Source organism: Marinobacter sp. B-12 (genome assembly GCF_056857915.1).
The window spans coordinates 138,961-158,654 of record NZ_JBSXOB010000059.1; the positions used below are offsets into that span (position 1 = coordinate 138,961).

The following is a 19,694-nucleotide window of genomic DNA, read 5'->3' on the forward strand; positions in this document are numbered from 1 at the left end:
CCATAACCTCCTGTTACTAGTTCGACGACAAAACCTAAACGTTGCTCCGCCGCTTGGCAAACTGAGCCTTCAGGATATCCAGAACATCCGTTAAAGCCTTAATTCTTAGTGCAAAGGCGAATAGTACATAAAGGCCTCCGCCGGCCAGCACCTGGATACCAAAGGACCCCAGCGGGCCAACTCCATACAACACCGGGTCGAGCAGAACAATCCCGATAGCCATGAGAACGGCTGCGGCCAATGTGCGGGAGAAGGACAACATCAGTTCAAGCAGGCTCAAGTTAATCAGCCGCCCCGCAATCGATAACGTAATCAGGCTGTTGATCCAGGTCGCCGTGGTCATTCCGATGACAATGCCCTCTACCCCCCACGGAAGGCCAACAATGACGCCTGATAGCGCAATCGGGCGGGTCAGTAGGTTAACCTTGAACTGGAGCTTCGCTCGTCCAAGCGCGAGGTATACCGAACCGGTAACCGTCACGATAGACCTGGCTACTCCAGCCAGGCAGAGTACCTGCAAAAGCGGCACCAGCTCTGCCCATTGCTCCCCGAGAACACCGAACACAAAGTTATCTGCAACTGCGAATATACCCGCCATCATCGGAAATGTAAGCAGAGCAATAGCCTGGGTGCTCCGCATATAGACTTTCCGGATTCGTTCTATGTCCGACTGAATCAGGCTGAGCGCCGGAAACATAACGCTGCCGACGGTGTGGGAGACATTCTGGAGCGGGAAAAGCATCATTGACTGAGCCTTGTCCAACAAGCCTGCCGCATCCCCTCCTATGTATTTGCCCGCAAGCAGCTTGTCCGCTTTCATTGTTGCGAACCGAATGACCCTTGTGGCAAACACATAAAAACTGAAGCCAAAAAGTTCTTTCAGCGCTTCACCACTGAAAGCAATCGCAGGCATCCAGCGCGCTGCTCCCCATACGTAGCACGTTGCGACAAACCGGAGTATTACCGGTTGCCAGGCGAGCCCCCAGTAACCATAGCCTTCCCTGACCATATACACCGCAGCGGTACCGGCAATGATCATACCGAGCAGATCTGCTACCGCCGTCACCTGAAATGACAAATCCTTTACCAGGCGCTGCCGGGGCACCAGCCCCAGGGCTCCAAGAATAAACTGAAGGGACAGAATGAGCCCTAAATCAGTCAGCTCTTCTCGTCCGTAAAATTCCGCAATTGAGGGAGAAAGCGAAGATACCAGTGCCCACAGCCCCACGCCCAGCCCGAGGTTCGTCCAGAATACGGTGTTGTAATGTATCTCTTTTACATCTTTTTTCTGTACAAGAGCAGACCCGAGCCCAACGTCCATCAGAAGGCCGGCGAAACCGGTAAACACCATCATCATGGCGATCAGACCAAAGTCATCCGGGGTCAGCATTCTTGCGAGCGCAATGCCGAACCCCATCGAGATGACCTGGCTAACCACCTTTCCGCCCGCGGTCCAGCTAAGGGCCTTGAGAACTCTACCTCTGAAGTCAGACATCAGGCAGTTTATCCATTACCGATGCTGCTTGCCGGTTGCACTCGGCCCGGCCCGCAAATACCTTGTCACGCCAGTATTCGAGGTTATCGAGCATATGTCTGAGGGTTTCCTGAGAACCTTCGGCGTTCATCTCTTTTGTGGACAGCCGCGCTTCATCCATGCCCAACTGGTGAAACAGCTCCTCCAGCTTGAATTCGTAAGCAATTCCCAATACCGGCGTGCCCGCCACCAGACTGAGAATGGCCGCATGCATGCGCGTCGCAATAACCAGGTGAAAGTCCTGGTAGGCACTGACAATATCCATTGGTTGGCGAAACTGGCGATCAATAGTGACATTCTGCGCCACATCTTCTGGCAAGGTGGAGACAATCTCGTCTGCGAGCTTCGTATCGTCAGTCCAGTATTCGGCTATGCCCTGGCACGTAGAAAGAAACACGACTTCCGCGCCATATTCCCTTACCGCGCGAGTCACCATCGCAGCCACAGACGCTTTATACTGGTCACCCAGGGAGCGATCGCCGTCGTTAAAAAAGTGCATCGTTCTGACGGATACGGCAATCCGTAAAGCACCTGTCGGAGGAACGCGCTGCTCTGCATCAATCACAAACGCGGCGTCTTTTGCCAGCGCGATCTTGTCCGCGTGAATGCCAAGCTCCAGAACATGCTGGCGTGAGCGTTCATCACGCAGGCAGATGGCTGATGCTTTCTGGAAGATATCCGTGAACGCTTCTCGGTACTTTGGCTGGGTAAAGGGCCCGAGTGTCTGGGTAAAAAACACCAGCGGAGAGCCGGCCGCTAACGTTAACCGATAATCCCGGATATTCGTCCACAAACCGTAATTCTCGGTCAGGTAGGTGCCACCGGTGCTTACCACAAGATCTGCGTGTACGTATTCAGCGACCGACTCGTAATCGTCACGATTGACGAATAATCTTGCCAGCAACCCCAGTTTCCACCGCAATAACCGAGCCGCGAGAGATAGTGCCATGTAGCGAACTCGTCCGTTCCAATGGCCATACCCTCTGGCCTGCAGCTTTCTGGCCAGCCTTGAGCGGGGGGGGTTGCCAAACAAAGACTGGCGAAAACAGGCCCAAGGATAATACTTTGCTGCCGCTTCAGCAGATTTATCAAAAACAACAAAGCGGGCATCATCGCCATACCTGGCACGCAAGATCTGAAACATGCCCCACAGAATTGCCGCATCACCGGTGTTCAGAGAAACAATGTTGGTAATAACAATCTGTTTTGGCCCCAAGGGCTTACTCATAACCGAATCTCTTCAACACCGGACTGACGATTGCGTCTATTCTCTGCAGGTTCTCTTTGCCAAAGAAGTCCTCCAGGTTTGAAGGCCTCTCCCCTTTTGGTTGGTACTGAATATCAACAAGCGAAGAAATGTCTTTCAGGCCGGAATATCCAAGTTCGCCCGCCAGATGCTCTATCTGGGCTTTCTTGTCCTTACGGAAATCCTCATAGCGAATAAGATGAGTTCGCTCCTGATTCTCAAGGTAACGCTCTGCGGATATACGCCACCGCCAGGCCATCTTCTCAAGATAATCGCTGCCGGGCATGTCGGGCGATGTACCGTTAAGCACCTTGCTCCACGTACCGTTGATGTTACCCAAAAGCGGGTTACCTTCTGCCGGATTGCCCGGGATTTTCAGTCGGGCGAGAATACTGCGTATGTTGTCCCTGGGTTCCCGCACGATAAAGACGAACTGCGCCTCGGGTAAAAACTGTTTGAGCTCGCCCAGGAAAAGCGGGAAATTGGGGTCCTTTACAACCGTCCCACTAAAGACACTCCGGTGCTGACGCCAGAGATTTTCTAGAGGTAATGCCCCGGAAAACAGAGATTCCCTGAAGCTGACGCCTTTCGAATCCAACTGATGAAAAGGGTCACTACAGACATCAACAGCGGCTGCTTCGGCCAGTAAACTGGCAATGGCCGTTGTACCGGACTTGGGCATTCCGGCAACAATGACTTTCCCTTTGCCACTGGCAAGGGGCATAACCCCCATCAGGCGACTTTTCAGGTTGGTTAATACCATCGGCTTTATCGCTCCTTCGCTTCAAGCAGACGTGTAAAAATATTGAGTGTTGCGGTCACGTTATCCGACCAGCTGCGGCTCTGCTGGATCATCTGCCAGCCTGCCGAGCCAAGCCTCCGCGCAAGTTCAGGATCATCCCGTAGCCTTATCAACTGGTCCAGAATATTCTCGGGCGAATCACTACAAAGCAGCCCGTTGCTGCCGTGCTCAATGAGTTCAGCCATTTGCCCTCTGTCAGAGGTGACTACAGCAGTCCCACACGCCATATACTCAAACAGTTTCATGGGCGACCCGTGAAACCGGTAAGGAGACCAGAAGTATTCAGGGTGAAGGGCAACACAGGCGTCAGCGGAACAGATTGCATCCAGAATCTGTTCTCTGTTCAAGCCCTGGACAACCTCTACATGGGAGCCACTTGGGAGAGAATCGGAATACTGATTGACGGCCAGCAAAAACCGGATATCGGGGGCCCGTTCTTCAGCCAGGCGAATTGCAGCGGCAAAGTAATCGAGCCCTTGCCAGGGGTAGATCGCACTACCGCTATAAAAGACGGTGAAGCGATCGGAAGCACGCTTCTTTCTGCGCAGCTCTATTTCTTCTTCCGAAATCAGCGGGCCCCCATTGGGCAGAACCAGGGTATCAGCGATTCCGAGTGTTTCGGATGCATACCCTTTCAATGCTGTTGAGACACAGATCGCCGAATCCACACGCTTCGCCAGAGTGCGTCGTAACGACTCTTCTTTCTTTATCCCTGGCATTTTTTGGAAGGCGTGGAACCAACGTTTAAGGCGTTTGAGCCAGGATTCCGGCACATCAAGACGGCGACCGCCAAGCCAGGAAAATGCGAGGGTTTCGTTGGCAGGTGCATTTATCTCCCACACGATGGGCCGGCCACCTGCCAATTCCATGCAGGCACCAACCTCGGGAGACTCGCCAAGATAACGGGCGTCAATTCTTATATAAAGAACGTCGATATTGTCAATGAAAGCTCGAAGCCCGTCTTCAGAACTACCGGAAAAGTTGCTTACACCAGGCATAGTGGGGTCATCAAGAACGCACACCTGGTGCCCTGCTTTCAGAAACCCCTGAACCAATTCCAGGGCATGGACATGGTTGCCACCTTTCGGGGGATAGGCATGCATCTTGTACATATAACCGATTTTCACCAGGCAATCTCCTTATCACTGGTACAGCGCAACGGTCTGTTCGGGTGCTGTGCTTTCTGGCATGATTACGGCGCCAATTGTCGAAAGGATGCTACCACCGAACGGTGCTCATGTCTGCAACCCCGGATACACGAAACCTGAATGGAATCCTCAATGAAGCAGCACGATAACGGAAATATATTGCTGGTCTCCAATTACCCATCTGACGTGGGATACGCCTGGTGGCTAATGGAACATTTCTGGGTTCTTCTGGCAGAGCATTTCAAGGCGCGGGGCGCTAAAGCGTTCCTCGCTTACCCCAGCATCAACGAGCTACCAGATACCATCAAAGACAGCTGTATTACCCCGGTGGAGCTCGAAATCAAGGGTTCCGGAGCTTTGCCATCCGAGCTTAAAACGTTTATCAGAACTAATAATATCCAACACCTCTACCTGACGGATCGCCCCTGGTTTAACCCACAATATGCGGCATTACGGCGGGCAGGTGTGAAAAACATCGTAGTGCATGACCACACACCGGGAGATCGCCCTGTAATTGGCGGCCTCAAGGGGCTGATTAAGGCGATACGTCACCGGCTCCCGCTCGTGTGCGCAGACAGCCAGCTCTGCGTCTCGCCACTGATGCGCCAACGCAGTATTTCTAATGGCCGGTTGCCGGGGCAGCGTTGCCACGTGGTGCAGAATGGCATACCGCCGGTTCAATCATCCGCGACTTCACGCCAATCTCTGCTAGAGAGTCTTGGTATCCCCGGCAATCGGCAACTGTGCATTACGACCGGCCGCGCACACCCCTACAAGCGCTTTGATTTCATCATCAAAACCGCAGCAGAGCTTCAGAAAATTGAGCCTGATCACAATCTTGTTTTCGTACTCATTGGTGATGGGCCTGACTTTAACCGGCTGAAACAGCAAGTCCAGGATCTGGGTCTTCAAGAACGCGTGCGCCTACCCGGATTCCGGGCCGACGCCAAGGCATTTTTGGGCATCGCTGATATGGCCATGCATGCGGCCCTTGGAGAAGGGTTCTCTCTGTCCATCGTGGAGTATATGAGCGCGGGCCTGCCGGTGCTGGTGCCAGATATTCCCTCAGTAAAGCAAGCCATTGATCATGGAGACAACGGATTCGTGTATGAGAAAGACAGCGTTGCCAGCGCTGCGTCTTACGTTGCCACCCTCCTTAGTGACGACAACCGAAGGCAAGCTATGGGGCAATCTGCCAGGGCCAAAGCCAACTCGCAGTATAGCCTCGACAACTGCACCCAGGAATTTCGGAGAGCCTGTCAGGCACTGTTCTGAATAACCTCCCAAAGCCGCTCAACGCTCTTCTCAGTCGTCCAGTTCTGTAACACTCTGGCACGCGCCTGCTCTCCCAGCCGCTTCGCGTATTCCGGCTTTGTGGCAACCTGGATAAGCGCAGCCGCCATTCCATTTGCGTCATACTCGTCAACCAGCAGTCCAGTCTCGCCCTCGGTGATGATATCGCGGATACCGCCGTGGCGGGTTGAGACCACTGGAAGGCTCATACCCATGGCTTCCAGAACACCCACCGGCGTCCCCTCCATGTCGCCATCAGGGGCGCGAACGGAGTGCTGAAGAAATCCACTGGCCTGCTTCATGGCTTTGAGCACATAGTCGTGGGGTTGCGCACCCGAAAATGTGATTCGGTCGTCCACAGACAACGCCTTCGCCAACTGAGCGCAAGGTGTCTTTAAAGGCCCATCACCGATTATCTCAAGCCGGGCATCAGGAACCTGTTTCAGGAGTTCGGCAAAAGCCAGTATTGAGACAAATGGGGCCTTTTTCTCAACCAGACGCCCCACCATCAGAAATGTTGCAGCGCATTCCTGCAAGGACGCTGGTTCATCAGATACTTCTGCGCCACAGGCGTTATGGAACAATTTGCTCTCGTGCGCGCCGAGCCTTGTTAGCTGCTCGCACATGTGGGTTGAGACACCAACAACTGCAGCAGCATTATGAAAAAGCTGCCTGTATGAGCCCTCAAGCTCCGCCAGAAGCGATTCCCGATACGCGTCATAGCCATGAAACTGAGCAATAAGGGGGACTCCGGCCTGCCTGCACGCCTCCATTACCGATACCGCTGTTGGTCCATATTCTGCCAGCACCGCATCGATACTGTTGCTTTCCAGGAAGCGCTTGAAGGCACGGGTATCCTGATTCGCTACCGTGCTGCCAGTCACTTTCCGTTGCAGCCATCGCACCCCGAGTGGAAAGAGTGACCGGGAAGCCAGATAGGCCCCGGCACCGGAGCTCCCCGATCGGATCATTCGGTAACCAGGGTTCCCGACCAGAGACACCACCGAACAGGGCATGTCATTAATATGAGCGTGAAGAAAAGTTTCCGACGGGCCCAGCTCGTTTCCATCCTTATTGACAACAACAGCAAGCTTGAACGACATAGTACCTATCCAGTGGTGCGGAATTAAGATAAGGAGGCTCAGCCCCTGCGATACAGAGCCTCGAGTGATTGACCAAATTCCTTGTGGTTATGGTGCGACAGGATATGAGTCAGGGCGCGGCCCCCTTTTTCCCTGATCTGGCGGGGATTTGCCAGAATATCCTCAAATGCATTAATCAGTCCTGCCCTGATTGCTGCAGAAAGAGTTGCTCGGTCCTGGTCGGTCCGAAAATAGGCCTCTCCACCTATCTCCTGTTTGTCAACGGGGATGAGCCAGCCCCGATCATCGCTGTTGATCTCCGGAAATGCCCGAACATTGGTGGTAATGACCGGCCTGCCGCACGCCTGGAATTCCAGAACTGAATACCCATAGGTTTCGGCGTAAGAAGGAAGCAACCCAACGTCACAGGTTTGCATTTTTTCCAGAACATCTTCCGGACTCAGCGCTTCATGATGCTCTATCCACTCGCCATTTCCGTAGATCAGAGCCTTGATACGTGCTACATCCTCAGCATCGGATGAGGATGCATAGGCGTCCGGCTGAAGGCGGCTGACTATCACCAGTCGGAGGTTGGCATTACCTCGCCGCCTTATCTCAGCAAGCGCATCAACTATCTCCTCTCCCCCTTTTCGGAAGAAATGATGACCGACAAGCATGAAGGTCACTACTCCACTCTCCTCATGGGGGAACGTGAGCTCCCCTTCGGGATCGACCAACGGTTTCTGGGGTGGATGTAAGACGACTGTTTTCCTCTCTATGGGATCTTTGAATTCTGGAAAATGACCAAGAAACCTCCCCTGGATCTGCCTGGCACTGTCAGACAGTGCCACCAGCCCCTTACACTGATCAGAGGCGAGCAGGGACAGTGCTCGCATTGTCGTTTCCGAGGAACGAACCTTCTCAGTATCAGAGGTATGATTTGTCAGCACATGCCGGAAACGCGGTATCAGCGTTTCGTATGTTGCTACCCAAGGCGTTCGGGAGTAATTGATGCCATTGAACAGATGCAGGCAGTCCACTCGATTCAAGCCAAAATCGCGGAACTGGAACTGCTGGTCAAAGAAGCGATCAGAGGACGGGTCCACGCCGAGTAAAGGCCCAAACCTTCTTAACAAAGAATAGTAGTCACGGCAGAGGTGGTAACTCGCACCCTCGACACAACCGATGATATTCCGCACTTCAGGATACTGCCTGGCGGCATGCCCGATCTTTAGCGTTGACATGATGGCAACCTTAAAAATGCCTAAACAATTGAGCTGGCGGTAGAATTCCGGTTATTCTCCACAGTTAACCGCTCCCAGACTTCACTACATCGCCTCTCGATAGCTGGCGACAGATCCGGCTTGCGGTTTTTGCCAACGGAACCCGCGTAAACTTCATCGGTCATGGAAGGGAACCACTTCATTCCAAGGAAATCACAGATCTCCTGCATGGTTTCATCCGGCTCCTGAACAAGATTCTCATACCGGATCTTGGCGACTCGTGGACTCGACGGCAGATCAAGAAACAGGTAAGAACTGTTGTAAAGTAGCCAATACAGACCAGCGGCGTCCTCAACGGACAGATCAGCATGACAATGGCTCGTAATAAACTCCCTGAGTTCAGCAGGCGCCTGAGGTTGCCGGGAAAAGTCCGTCTCTACCCAGCTTTTGACCGCACGAACCTGACCCTCACCAAAAAAGCGTACCATTGAGTTGATGGCATCGTGGGGGTTGCGGACGACAAAGATAACGACAGCAGAAGGGAATTCGGCAAGAAACTCCTGCGCCCGAAGTGTTTCGACAATGGGTTTGAACAACACCAGGTCGGCTCCGCTGGAGCCTACCACCTGCTCGACTACATCCAGCCCTTTCAGGCGCCAATTGGAAAAAGCTTTCGGATTGTCCTCATTGATAAGTTCGACACACCAGCCTTTGCTTAAACAATGAGCTACGATATCGGTACCGGACCGACCGTTGCCAAGAATGAAAACCGGCTTAACACTATGGGAAGGTTTAAGGCGCTGATACAACAGCTTTAAGTAATGCCTCCCTCGCCGCTTCGCTCTGTAAAGAAGAACATTCTGTTTGTTCCCGACATTCAGAGTCATCAGAAATCCTTTTCGTTGAATCGCATGATCGATAGTACCGAAAAAGCCACATCATTCAACCAAAACCCTTGGAAACCAGGGTTCATAACCGGTCGGCTCAACCATATAGCAATCCGCGTGAACTGGATCTCGATAAATCACAAGCCGTAACCAAATGACAACCCTACAAAACGCAAAATTGTGTCAAATCCACTATACTACTGGCTATTGAGAGTTGGAGAAAAATTTTATGTCGTACTTGAAGAGCATATCCGTTTCCATCATGGCACTCACCTTCGCAGCGGCAGTCAACAGTGAAACTGTGTTTGTTGACTCCTTTGAATCGGGTGACATGTCGAATACGAATGCACATGGGTTTGACTGGGGGAACAACAACAGGACATCCGTTGTTACAGCCGACGGTGTGGTATACGCGAGTGGTACCAAAAGCATCCCCACGCCATCTGGCAGAGACTGGAGCACTAAAGACGGTTTAGGCGACCACCACCTTCGATTTTACTACAAAGGCGGTGAACCTATGACCGAGCAGCGGTTCGACCTGGGGCGACATTACGAAGACATTTGGCTGGCCTACTGGATTCGCGTACCGACTAATTTTAAACACGGCTCCTTGAATAATAAATTCCTTTCAATATGGCCGCAGAAGTACGACCGCTCGGGGACCGTAACATGGCAAACCCGGCCAAACGGCTCAGGGGGGGCTAATCTGGTTTACCAGGACGGAGGCGTCACTTCCGGAGAGGCAAACTCCACCCCTTTCATTAAGGTCCCTGAAGACCGAGGAAGATGGATGCATGTTGTTGCCAGAGTAAAAGCAGCTTCAGGACCGGATACTCGCGATGGCATCATTCAGTTCTACCGGAGATGGGAGGATAGCGCTTCTTACCAACTGATCCACGAGAAAACGTCATCAGACACGTGGGACGATGAAAGCATTGAACAAGGAATTTCTCAAGGTTACATCATGGGATGGGCCAATGATCCGTATGACGTTACTACAGAGTGGTTCCTTGACGGTTTCAGCGTTCATACTTCTTCACCGATTCAAGATTTCCTGGCTAACAGCTCTCAAAAAAACCGACCCAACCCCCCGTCCCTGAAGGTGATGGATTGAATTAAGAATAACCACTTTCTTTACAGGAATGGTTCTTGATGCGTAAAGAATCGAACCATTCCTGCTTTAAACTTCTCAATAAACTCGATTTCTACCTCTTACAGCTCTGAACAAAGAAAAGAATCTCGAAATAAAGTAAAGATAGTTTATGAAAGAATTAAAAAAGGAAGCCTTACCCCACCATGAGTCAAACCTAAGACATACAAGAACATAATTCGACAGGATAAAAACAAAAAAAATCAATGATGCTAAATACCACTCCTGAATTGCCAGAGCCCCAAAGAAAACAAGGCTGGCCGCCCCGTACCCTAGTGAAAGCTTAGCTATCTTAGACTTTCTAAAATCCCTTAAACTACGAAAATCGCCCTCTCCATGCCACAACTCTCTCTTCATAAACTGATAAACAGTACTGGGATATCCCAAGTGCACACACACCAAAGAGGGATCGGTAGTATACTCAATATCAGGGATTAGTTTGGCCTTACTGCAAAAGTCCACATCCTCACCGGTTTTTAGCCCAGGATCAAAGCCGCCAATTTTTAAAAAGGCGTCACAGCTCACTATGAGATTACCGCCACTTATATGATTACTCTTAAGATTGCTAAACCAATATTTTTCGATCCAAGACGGCTCATCTCTGACACCATATTGATATCCAGTGACAAATAATTTGTTGCAACCGTTACACAGTGCCTCTATGCGCTCACCCCATATGCTTTTCAGTACAACATCAGCATCGATAAACGCAAAAATACGACCTTGAGCCTTTTGGGCTCCATAGTTCCTTGCTTGTGACACACTGGTTCGTGAAATGCTAAAAACCGACACACCAGAAAAAGAAGACGCTATTTGAGACGTTCTATCACAAGATCCATTATCCACCAATAATATTTCATAATTAATATCACGCCCCCCCAACACATTTTTAACTGAAGAAAGACACTGACTAACATAATCTTCTTCATTGAAAGCGGGGATAATTACTGAAAGATCCATAAATAGCTCAACCTTTGGACAATTCATTTTAAAATGGCAATCACAAACCACTAACCAGGCTTCTCAAAAGAATTTCTCATAGAAATTAATAGTGCAAGATGAATCCAAAGGAAAGGATAGTAGGTAACAGTAACAAATTGACCTGCCACCAAGAATCCAATAAGCGATATATTAGCGTAGCTTGCAAATTTCGCCCGTTTCTCTTCCTCTTGGCACAGAGTTACCTTACGTGCGGTCTTAAATGCTACAAAAATAATTCCTAAGAATATAGAAAGCCCAAGAAGACCAGTATCCGTTCCGACCTGAACAAAAATATTATGAGGCAACTCCGCTCGTCCACCTAATAAATCATGCCGGTAGTAGCTATTATAATATGGAACGAAATTAAAATAGCCCACTCCGAAAAGTGGATTATCTTTTATCATTTCGATGCCATTTTCCACGTACAGAATGCGCTGACGGGACGTCCTATCTTCGCCCATGGTTTCGAAGCGCTCTTTCTGTTCATCAGGCAAAAATGTCCAGATTAGAAATATCGACACACAGCACGACAAAAGCACTTTGGGTTTGAAAATCGTTCTGTAGTTCATCACAACGAGCTGAATGACTAATGCAAGCTGGGCCCCGCGCGAACTGGCGCCAAGAATGACCATAATTGCAGTAATGGGCATCAGCATAAGCAATCGATACCAATTTTTGCTGACGTGGGGCTTCAGCGAATGGGTAAAAGCCCATGCTATGGGCCAGAACACGAGCATTTGGATGGCCAGCTCTCCGGAGTTCTGGAAAAAGCCAGGTGGACCGGAAAGCCCCCAACTGGTAAAAGAAAATCCGCGCTGCGCCCATGTGATGGCGAGCGACAACGAAATCTTGAACGAAGCCACCAGAAAGACGCACAAGAATATAAAAAATCGCTTTCTGGTATTAACGATATTGATTATAAGAAAATAAATGATTACCCAAAGATAGTACTTATCGAGGTTTTTGTAAGAGACCGAAGGAAAGTAGGCAAAAACACTCGACAACAGAATGACGATTAAAAACAGAATGAGCAAAACGTTTACGGATGAAGACACCCACCGCACGGTTCTGTCCGCGAAACATCCTATGAGAGCGCCGATTACGGTCAATTGCGTCCAGGGTAGAAAATCTATGGCCGGGTAGATTGATTGAGGGCGTACATACTCAAAAAACAGATACGCACAGATCATCCAGAAGGCGAAGCTTTCGCTTTTGAAATATCGCCATGTCTTTCCGATATTCAGCGAATAGAGATCTTCATCTGCGATTTCTTTGACTTTCTTACGCATAGAGCCCTCGCACACACTCCATTACTATAGTCTCGCACCGTGTGAAGAACGCCGGGCAGCAATTGAAGGGGTCGTGGATGTACGGTATCGGGTTTGGGCGATAGCTTCCAGCAAGCACCAGTGAATATTGTGTTCCTACTTTTTTCTCGAACTGGTGTAGGTGGGAGGGTTCCATTACAACGATAAGGTCTGAGTCCCTGAATTCAAAATCCCGGACATTGACGGTCTTATGGTCTTCAAGACTCAGCCCTTGCTGTTTGGCAAATTCTATCGCCCGGGGATCTGCAGGATAGGCGTCACCACAGTTCAGACCACAGGAGGCCGCCTCCATCCCGAGGCTACGGGCGTACACCTCAGCCAGAGGGCTCCGGCATATATTTCCGCTACAGATGAAAACCAGTCGCCGATCGGCAATAGGGCCCGGATTCCGGGAATACTTCCGGTAGGCTCCAAGATATGACAGAGCGAGATGATAGAGGAAACGGACAAATCCTTTTTTCGAGCCAAACCGCTCGTAAATCCAATGGCTCAACGGATAATCTCCCTGAAGTTCAAACCGAAGGCTGACTGAGTTCCCTTTTGGCTACTATCATGCCACAAACAGGCTTGCCACTGGGACCTGTTGAATGCGTTTCCTACTTTACCGTAAGACGGCTGCGATAGAATTCAGGCTCATTATGCAGGATAATCGCCAATCAGTTGAACACTTGGTAAAAACACAGGACGTTGCTACCCATGGAACCCAGAATTCTTGTGCTGGACGGAAATCAAAGGGCAGCACTCGCAGCAGTACGCTCACTGGGCGCGAAGGGGTTATGGGTAGCTGTCGGTGAAAGTTGCGCGCCCTCCATGGCCGGGCTTTCCAGGTATTGTCGCCAGAGCATCACCTATGCCGACCCTTTCAGCGCGCCCAGGCCGTTTTTTGAAGATCTCCTGAAGCAGATCGATGAACAGAACATTTCGTTTCTGCTGCCCATAACAGAAGCCACCACCTACGTTATTCTGGCCTATCGGGACGAGCTGCCCGCACACGTTACACTCCCCTTCCCGGAAACGGTTTCGGTGGAGCAGCTTGCCAACAAAAATAAGCTATTCCAGCTGGCACGGCAGCAGAACGTACCAGTACCGGAGACGATATTCTGCGCTGATGCCGAGGAAGGCCTTGAGGCACTGGAGACCATCAATCACTTTCCGGTTGTGCTGAAGCCGTTCAAATCGAAGATTCTGCAACCGACGTCCATCGTTTCAACGCAGGTTGTTATTGCGCACTCCGCCCGGGAAGCCTCCGATGCCCTGAAGAGTCACCTTTTCTTTCAGTTCCCTTTCACCATACAGTCCTTTATTGAGGGCTCCGGGCAGGGCATTTTTGCCCTGTTTGATGATGGCGAACCCGTGTGTTTTTTCGCCCATCGCAGACTCAGGGAAAAACCACCGGGCGGAGGTGTCAGCGTTCTTTGCGAATCCGCGCCGGTCAATGACCAACTGCGAACCTATGCTGAGAATTTGCTTCGCAGTGTCGCCTGGCACGGTGTAGCGATGGTCGAATTCCGGGTCGCGCCGGATGGTACCGGTTATCTGATGGAGGTGAACCCGCGGTTCTGGGGGTCGCTGCAGCTGGCTATCGATTCGGGAATCGACTTCCCCTGGTGGTTGTATCTGGCCAGTACCGGGCAAACGGTACCGCAGGCATGCTGGCAGCACCGGAGAGTGCGATGGCTGCTCGGCGATCTGGACCGGCTTTACCTTGTGCTGAAATCGTCAGCGGAGGTCTACACGTTCGGTCAGAAACTTGTTGAGATATTGCGGTTCTTTACACCAGGATTGAGAACCCGTCACGAAGTGAACCGCTGGAAGGATCTTCGCCCTTTCTGGTTCGAGGTAAAACAATATCTACGTGCACTTAAAAGTTGACGATTTCTATGAATCAACCCTATGTGATCATACTTGCCAACGGCCTTAACGGCCTTGGTGCGGTGCGCTCTGCCGCCGATGCAGGCTTACGCACCTATACCCTGCTGACCAACCAGGCTGATCTGAGCGCCTATAGTCGGTATAGCCAATACCGGTTTATATTGCCGGCCAATCCCGGCGTGGAAGATATAAGGCCGGTTCTGGACCAGCTCTATCGCAATGAAGATGGTCCCGGGGTACTACTGGCCTGCTCAGATCTGGCGGCGGAACTGCTCGGTAAACTGAAAACCGAAGGTTACTCCAATCACCATCTGATTGTTCCTTCATCGGAAACCACTGAAATTCTCAATGACAAGAAACTGGAATGCAGGTCCATGGAGGAAGGCGGCATCACCCTGCCTAAAACCTATTACGAGTTGGCCAGCGATACTCCCGACTCGTTCCCGCTGATTATCAAACCACGAACATTCCGTGAGTATGCGGTACTGGGGGCCAAAAACGTCATTGTTAACTCCCTGGCGGAATTCGATGATTTTCGCGAACGTTTCCGAGGCAAGCTGGACCGTTTTATTGCCCAGGAAGTGATTGAAGGCGAGGACAACAACCTGTGGGTATGCAACGTTACCTTCGGCCTGAACAAGCAATTGAGTGCGTGCTTCGTGTTCAACCGCCTTGGCACCATGCCCTCTCACTATGGAGTCACTTCACTGGCGATCAGCCGGGAAAATCAGGTGTTGCGTGACGAATGCGCCAAAATCGGCGAGGCCCTCAACTATTCAGGGCCAGCCATGATTGAGTTCAAGAAAGACCGGAACTCCGGGAACTATTACTATATTGAGACCAATCCGCGCCTCGGCATGTGTAACTGGTTTGATACCCGTTGCGGGATCAATAATATTCTGGCGTGCACCCAGGTTGCTTACGGCAATACCGTGGCGTTCGCGCCCCAGAAAAATAATCGAGTGTACTGGAATTTCTTCGGCGACCTGGTAGCCCGGATTGAAGACCGCGAAAACGTGTTTGCCGTGCTAATTCGCTATATAAGGCTGCTCCGCTACCGCCGGGTGGCGGCCCTGTTTTACTGGAAAGACCCGCATCCCGCGTTCAGATACTCTTGCATGTCTATCAGGGATATTTGGTCTCGGGTTATGCGTAGGTTACGCGGGGAGACCAGTTAACCCCGTAGCCTTTCTTTGAAAGCCTCGAAGCGGTTTACAATCTGAAGGAAGTCCGCTTTGGTCTCCGGCAGGGAGAAACGTGGAAGTTGATAGCGGTCCTGCCCTTGCCTTACATAGGCCGGAACCGTATTAAACGCCATGTTGAACCCGGCCTGACCCAGCTCTTTCACGTCTTCGTCATTGTAATCCGCAAGGCGACCTGTGGGATACGCAAATATCTCTGGGGAATACCCCAGCTCTTCCTCGACTCTTTTAAGGGAATCCCGGATTTCTTCCCGTTTTTCTGCCGCGGACAATGTTGAAAGTATTCTGTGAGTGCAGGTATGTGGATAGACACCATGCCCCCTCTCACGCAGGGATCTCGCATCGCTCCAGGACATCGGGCGGTATTCAGGGGGAACGGAAGAGGGAAAATCCACATCCAGTTTCTCGAAAAGTTCTTCCTGAAGCCACTGGTAAATCCCGGTTTGAGGCGCCGCTTTCAGCGCTTCACGAATTTCCTTAATGGTTGTCTTCGCCGATTTCGCTTCAAGATTGACCGAGTAGACCAGGCCAGACGGCAGGCGGATATCCGTGTTTACTACCCGGGCGTGATTGATCGCGTACGAAACCTGGTCGTCCCATGGCCACAGTTGTTGGTCCAGCAGGCCCGTGATAACAAAAAAGTTCAGTGTAAAACCGAACTCATCAAACACCTTTGCAGCCACATCATGATGATCATAAAAGCCGTCATCGATGGTGAACATGACGGACCTGGATGGAATCGGCTGGCCTTCATGAAGGCAATGCCAAAGCTCATCCATTGATAGGACCTGGTACCCCCTGTCACTGAGATATTGGAGGTGACTGCGCAATTGATCGGCCGGCAGTCCGGCTGGAACGCCATCATCGCCTTCCGTAACGCGATGCAACATGAACACCGGCAAGCGGCCGGGACATAACAGCCGGTAGATACCGGTCTCTCCCAGGAGATTTGCCCACTTCAGTACCTGGGTCTTCAATGTTTTACTCCCAATATAATTGGTGGTTTAGCGGATATATCGTCCATTATTTCTGCTTCCAACCGAGAAACCTGGCTTCCATCGCGAGCAAACTTGAATCCAGTGTTATCAACCACCACAGAATTCTTGTCGAAGACTGGGCAATTTCAATGTCATCGCTATCCAGAGTCACCCCCAGAACCTTGCTGATCCCGCCTTCGTTGGAAAGGACTCTGTCCAAATAAGGTTTGAGATCTTTGGTAAGCCAGGCTTTTTCAGGTGTTTCAAAACCAATCTTGGGCCATCCAATAACCGAAGAATCAATACGTCGCCTGCAAATTTCCCTTAACGCTGGTTTGGCATTCCCAGCGTCATCAAAGCGATGTTTGTAAGGAAGTCCCCTCGATATTCTAAGCATTCCTTCCGAAAGAAAAGGATAGTAAACAGGAATGCTCGAATCATTGGACAGCTTGCTGTTGCGCTCCAGCATACACCTGAGGAATAAGGAGATATTTGCCTCAAGGCTCTTACCTACATTATCCGAGGCCTCATACGCGCTCAATGGGATTCCAGAGAATTGGGATATCCCCAACTTGCCAGCCAAAGTGACTTGCTCCTCGCCGTACTCTACCGTAAAAAGGTTGCCTAGCAGCCACTCAAGATCGTTAGCCAGTATCTTTTTCAGATACGTACGTTTTCCAGGGCTCATCCTTTCCAGAATCATCGCGAGAATGGGTTTAAAGAACGCAGGAACCCGGTTTACCAACGCTATTTTGTGCTCTATATTCCGAATCGTCCTGTTGGTTTTTGTTCCAAACACAGCGTCTGCACCATCGCCACCGATAATGGCGTCGAACCCCTGGATTTCCTGGAAAATCCGCCGCACAACAATGTTGTTGATATGCCTTGAAGGCCCCTCTAGCATTGAAACAACCTCGGAAAAAACGCCATCCAGCTGATCCAGATTCAGCCCTACAATTTCATGGCGCATGCCCAGTTTTTTGGCGACGTAGACAGCTCGCTCCAGCTCAGGGTTGTCGTACCCTTCTATGTTGCAGGAGTACGCCACACACTCGGCAAAATGATCCTGTGCGTAGGCCGCCATGATTGATGAGTCAACGCCACCGCTGAGCAACACAGCAACCCTGTTCGCCGTTCTGCCAAGACTCGCGAACTCTTGCTCAAGTGCATCCTCAATGCGGGTAACCACACTTTCGAAATCAAGCGTTTCGTCGGGCTCTATCACCAGGGGGCAAGGCTTTACGTGGCTGTCAGTAGCCCTGTCAGTGGAGACGCTCACCACACTGTTATCAGGAGCTTTTACGACCCCCGAGATCATGCTGTGAGGTGCGCGACAAAACCCCAGCCAGAAACTGTCCGTTAAAGCTGCTGGCGAAATGGAGAGTTTTTCCGTCCAGGGCAGAAGGAGACATGTTTCAGATGAAACGGCAACATGCCCTTCTCCGGGAATATAGTACAGAGGCCTTGTTCCGAACCTGTCCGTCATCAACCAGACTTCAAGAGAGCTCAGATGACATACAACCAGCGAAAAACAACCTTCAAAATCGTCTTTCAACAGGTCGGCGTTTTCGGCAAACATTGGCAGGAGGTCTTTAGCGTCGTCGGAATAGGTCGTCATAAAACCAGAGCGGCGAAAATAACCCGACAGGATAATCAGCAGGCCAAGAGATTCGTCCAGATGGACGCTAACGTTGCCTGTATAGGCAACGTGGATGCAGTCATGAGAAAAGGTCTCAATGGTTACGTCAGACAGGGCCGATTCATGCAGGATGGCTTGCACTGACTCAGATGAAAACTCATGGTCTGCCTCCGTGCCTTTATTGATATACGCAAGGAACCTGGACATCCTTTATCCATCCCCATTTTAATCGACCAATTGATGATAGATATCTTTGTAGCTCGACAACATTGCCTGCAAAGAGAAGCGATCAATCGCACTTCGCCTTGCCTCTTCTACCACGCCCTTGCGCTTTGAGTGGTCTATCATCTTCTGAATGGCCACCACAATCGCTCCGGGGTCTTTTATTGGCACCAATATGCCAGACACACCGTCAATAATAATTTCTTCGGGCCCTCCGCTGCGTGTTGCTATCACGGGCACCCCGGCCATCATCGCCTCTACGGTGGAAATGGAAAACCCTTCAGACACAGAGGGCAGCAGGAAGATATCGGCCTGCCGGAGAATATCCGCGACATCTGGCCGAAACCCCAGCCAATGAATATTGGGCGGTCTGGGAGCCTTTGCGACCTGATCCATCAGTTTGTTGAAGAGTTTTTCTTTCTGGTGCCCTACAACGACAAAGTGAATTTTCGGGTCCCGATCCGCCATCGTGACGGCGGCGTCAACCAGATATTCATAGCCTTTCGCCGGGCGGATATTGCCGATAGAGACCACGAGCGTCGCATCTTGCGGCAGCCCGAGCTCCTCTTTGAGCCCCGACGCAGAGATTCTGCTAAAAGCTTCCGGGTCCACCCCGTTATAGATCAGTTTCAGTTTATGGGTAGGCAATGGGCTGCGGTCGGCAAGTTCTTGCTGAAGCCGTTTTGAAACGCATACGATCATTGAGGCGCCAAACCCTATCAGACAAAATTTCGCCTTAAGAAACCGCTCTCCAGCCGCAACATCCACGGCGCCATGGAATGTTGCGATCATTGGCTTTCTGCATATCAGGGCCAGGAGTGCACCATACACATTGGAGCCAAGCAGATGAGCGTGGATCAGGTCCACCTTCTCGCTTATGATTAACTGCCGAAGAGCCTTGATATAGTCAATATTGAAGCTTCCCTTGGAATCGATAAGGTGTGGTGTAATGCCAAGGCTGCGAACCTTGTCGGCCACCCATCCCTCGCCACGCAATACCACGATATTACGGAATTCCGTATGCTCCAACTCTTTCAGAAGATTGGTAAAGACGGTTTCCGCGCCACCGGGCCCCGTTGTATCTATAAGATGCAGAATGGTCGTCATC

The 19,694-nt window shown here is 51.0% G+C and carries 17 protein-coding genes; 4 read left to right on the forward strand and 13 right to left on the reverse strand.

All coding sequences use genetic code 11. The annotated features are described in order from the left end of the window. Nucleotides 1-34: 34 nt before the first annotated feature. From AC13D2_RS14120 to AC13D2_RS14135, 4 genes are read right to left on the reverse strand one after another with little or no spacing between them, the layout of a single operon-like run. The gene (locus AC13D2_RS14120) at nucleotides 35-1,495 is read right to left on the reverse strand and encodes a lipopolysaccharide biosynthesis protein (RefSeq protein WP_482938808.1); all 1,461 of its coding nucleotides are present in this window, start codon (nucleotides 1,493-1,495) and stop codon (nucleotides 35-37) included. Next, the gene (locus AC13D2_RS14125) at nucleotides 1,488-2,762 is read right to left on the reverse strand and encodes a polysaccharide pyruvyl transferase family protein (protein WP_482938809.1); all 1,275 of its coding nucleotides are present in this window, start codon (nucleotides 2,760-2,762) and stop codon (nucleotides 1,488-1,490) included. Before AC13D2_RS14125 ends, AC13D2_RS14120 begins: the two co-directional genes overlap by 8 nt. Continuing rightward, the gene (locus AC13D2_RS14130) at nucleotides 2,755-3,543 is read right to left on the reverse strand and encodes a sulfotransferase family protein (protein ID WP_199448578.1); all 789 of its coding nucleotides are present in this window, start codon (nucleotides 3,541-3,543) and stop codon (nucleotides 2,755-2,757) included. Before AC13D2_RS14130 ends, AC13D2_RS14125 begins: the two co-directional genes overlap by 8 nt. 5 nt (nucleotides 3,544-3,548) lie before the next feature. Then, nucleotides 3,549-4,709, reverse strand: coding sequence for a glycosyltransferase family 4 protein (locus AC13D2_RS14135; protein WP_482938810.1), 1,161 nt, complete (start codon nucleotides 4,707-4,709; stop codon nucleotides 3,549-3,551). 153 nt (nucleotides 4,710-4,862) lie between these two features. Here AC13D2_RS14135 and AC13D2_RS14140 point away from each other — a divergent pair, with 153 nt between their 5' ends. Further along, entirely contained in the window at nucleotides 4,863-6,005 is a 1,143-nt protein-coding gene (locus AC13D2_RS14140) for a glycosyltransferase family 4 protein (protein ID WP_482938811.1), read from the forward strand. Here the strand turns inward: AC13D2_RS14140 and AC13D2_RS14145 are convergent. From AC13D2_RS14145 to AC13D2_RS14155, 3 genes are all read right to left on the reverse strand, one after another. After that, nucleotides 5,990-6,994, reverse strand: coding sequence for a glycosyltransferase (locus tag AC13D2_RS14145; RefSeq protein WP_482938812.1), 1,005 nt, complete (start codon nucleotides 6,992-6,994; stop codon nucleotides 5,990-5,992). The genes AC13D2_RS14140 and AC13D2_RS14145 overlap by 16 nt on opposite strands. A 170-nt stretch (nucleotides 6,995-7,164) precedes the next feature. After that, the gene (locus AC13D2_RS14150) at nucleotides 7,165-8,001 is read right to left on the reverse strand and encodes a glycosyltransferase family 4 protein (protein ID WP_482938813.1); all 837 of its coding nucleotides are present in this window, start codon (nucleotides 7,999-8,001) and stop codon (nucleotides 7,165-7,167) included. 368 nt (nucleotides 8,002-8,369) lie between these two features. Further along, a complete protein-coding gene (locus AC13D2_RS14155) occupies nucleotides 8,370-9,215 on the reverse strand; it encodes a sulfotransferase family protein (protein WP_199448583.1) in 846 nt (281 codons plus the stop codon). 229 nt (nucleotides 9,216-9,444) lie between these two features. Here AC13D2_RS14155 and AC13D2_RS14160 point away from each other — a divergent pair, with 229 nt between their 5' ends. Beyond that, nucleotides 9,445-10,329 carry a hypothetical protein gene (locus tag AC13D2_RS14160; protein WP_482938814.1) on the forward strand — a complete coding sequence of 295 codons (885 nt, stop codon included), beginning with the start codon at nucleotides 9,445-9,447 and terminating at the stop codon, nucleotides 10,327-10,329. A gap of 75 nt (nucleotides 10,330-10,404) precedes the next feature. Here AC13D2_RS14160 and AC13D2_RS14165 read toward each other — a convergent pair whose 3' ends face one another. Genes AC13D2_RS14165 through AC13D2_RS14175 form a run of 3 tightly spaced genes read right to left on the reverse strand, consistent with a single transcriptional unit; the run spans nucleotide 10,405 to nucleotide 13,167 of the window. Beyond that, nucleotides 10,405-11,325: a glycosyltransferase family 2 protein gene (locus AC13D2_RS14165; protein WP_482938815.1), complete on the reverse strand. Its 921-nt coding sequence runs from the start codon at nucleotides 11,323-11,325 to the stop codon at nucleotides 10,405-10,407. Nucleotides 11,326-11,375: 50 nt separating this feature from the next. Continuing rightward, nucleotides 11,376-12,635 carry an O-antigen ligase family protein gene (locus AC13D2_RS14170; protein WP_288353266.1) on the reverse strand — a complete coding sequence of 420 codons (1,260 nt, stop codon included), beginning with the start codon at nucleotides 12,633-12,635 and terminating at the stop codon, nucleotides 11,376-11,378. Beyond that, complete coding sequence (locus tag AC13D2_RS14175) at nucleotides 12,628-13,167, reverse strand: arsenate reductase/protein-tyrosine-phosphatase family protein (RefSeq protein WP_482938816.1); 540 nt, start codon at nucleotides 13,165-13,167, stop codon at nucleotides 12,628-12,630. The genes AC13D2_RS14170 and AC13D2_RS14175 overlap by 8 nt, the downstream gene beginning before the upstream one ends. A gap of 203 nt (nucleotides 13,168-13,370) precedes the next feature. Between AC13D2_RS14175 and AC13D2_RS14180 the strand changes: the two genes are divergently transcribed. Beyond that, nucleotides 13,371-14,546 (forward strand): carboxylate--amine ligase, encoded by a 1,176-nt coding sequence (locus AC13D2_RS14180; RefSeq protein WP_482938817.1) that lies wholly within the window; start codon nucleotides 13,371-13,373, stop codon nucleotides 14,544-14,546. Between the two features lie 8 nt (nucleotides 14,547-14,554). Next, nucleotides 14,555-15,724 carry an ATP-binding protein gene (locus AC13D2_RS14185; RefSeq protein ID WP_199448589.1) on the forward strand — a complete coding sequence of 390 codons (1,170 nt, stop codon included), beginning with the start codon at nucleotides 14,555-14,557 and terminating at the stop codon, nucleotides 15,722-15,724. On the opposite strand, the gene AC13D2_RS14190 is transcribed toward AC13D2_RS14185, so the two are convergent. The 3 genes from AC13D2_RS14190 to AC13D2_RS14200 are packed head-to-tail and all read right to left on the reverse strand — an operon-like array spanning nucleotide 15,721 to nucleotide 19,693. Next, entirely contained in the window at nucleotides 15,721-16,725 is a 1,005-nt protein-coding gene (locus tag AC13D2_RS14190) for a polysaccharide deacetylase family protein (protein ID WP_482938818.1), read from the reverse strand. The two genes, AC13D2_RS14185 and AC13D2_RS14190, sit on opposite strands and share 4 nt — an antisense overlap. A gap of 46 nt (nucleotides 16,726-16,771) precedes the next feature. Then, nucleotides 16,772-18,571, reverse strand: coding sequence for an asparagine synthase-related protein (locus AC13D2_RS14195; RefSeq protein ID WP_482938819.1), 1,800 nt, complete (start codon nucleotides 18,569-18,571; stop codon nucleotides 16,772-16,774). An 18-nt stretch (nucleotides 18,572-18,589) separates the two neighbouring features. After that, nucleotides 18,590-19,693 carry a glycosyltransferase family 4 protein gene (locus AC13D2_RS14200; protein ID WP_199448592.1) on the reverse strand — a complete coding sequence of 368 codons (1,104 nt, stop codon included), beginning with the start codon at nucleotides 19,691-19,693 and terminating at the stop codon, nucleotides 18,590-18,592. Nucleotide 19,694 lies beyond the last annotated feature (1 nt).

Bases quoted from the DNA above. Each gene is read 5' to 3' on its own strand.
- AC13D2_RS14170 (WP_288353266.1), bottom strand. From the start codon at position 12,635: ATGCGTAAGAAAGTCAAAGAAATCGCAGATGAAGATCTCTATTCGCTG.
- AC13D2_RS14160 (WP_482938814.1), top strand. From the start codon at position 9,445: ATGTCGTACTTGAAGAGCATATCCGTTTCCATCATGGCACTCACCTTC.
- AC13D2_RS14155 (WP_199448583.1), bottom strand. From the start codon at position 9,215: ATGACTCTGAATGTCGGGAACAAACAGAATGTTCTTCTTTACAGAGCG.
- AC13D2_RS14195 (WP_482938819.1), bottom strand. From the start codon at position 18,571: ATGTCCAGGTTCCTTGCGTATATCAATAAAGGCACGGAGGCAGACCAT.
- AC13D2_RS14140 (WP_482938811.1), top strand. From the start codon at position 4,863: ATGAAGCAGCACGATAACGGAAATATATTGCTGGTCTCCAATTACCCA.
- AC13D2_RS14185 (WP_199448589.1), top strand. From the start codon at position 14,555: ATGAATCAACCCTATGTGATCATACTTGCCAACGGCCTTAACGGCCTT.
- AC13D2_RS14150 (WP_482938813.1), bottom strand. From the start codon at position 8,001: ATGCGAGCACTGTCCCTGCTCGCCTCTGATCAGTGTAAGGGGCTGGTG.
- AC13D2_RS14130 (WP_199448578.1), bottom strand. From the start codon at position 3,543: ATGGTATTAACCAACCTGAAAAGTCGCCTGATGGGGGTTATGCCCCTT.
- AC13D2_RS14120 (WP_482938808.1), bottom strand. From the start codon at position 1,495: ATGTCTGACTTCAGAGGTAGAGTTCTCAAGGCCCTTAGCTGGACCGCG.
- AC13D2_RS14165 (WP_482938815.1), bottom strand. From the start codon at position 11,325: ATGGATCTTTCAGTAATTATCCCCGCTTTCAATGAAGAAGATTATGTT.
- AC13D2_RS14180 (WP_482938817.1), top strand. From the start codon at position 13,371: ATGGAACCCAGAATTCTTGTGCTGGACGGAAATCAAAGGGCAGCACTC.
- AC13D2_RS14125 (WP_482938809.1), bottom strand. From the start codon at position 2,762: ATGAGTAAGCCCTTGGGGCCAAAACAGATTGTTATTACCAACATTGTT.
- AC13D2_RS14145 (WP_482938812.1), bottom strand. From the start codon at position 6,994: ATGATCCGATCGGGGAGCTCCGGTGCCGGGGCCTATCTGGCTTCCCGG.
- AC13D2_RS14200 (WP_199448592.1), bottom strand. From the start codon at position 19,693: ATGACGACCATTCTGCATCTTATAGATACAACGGGGCCCGGTGGCGCG.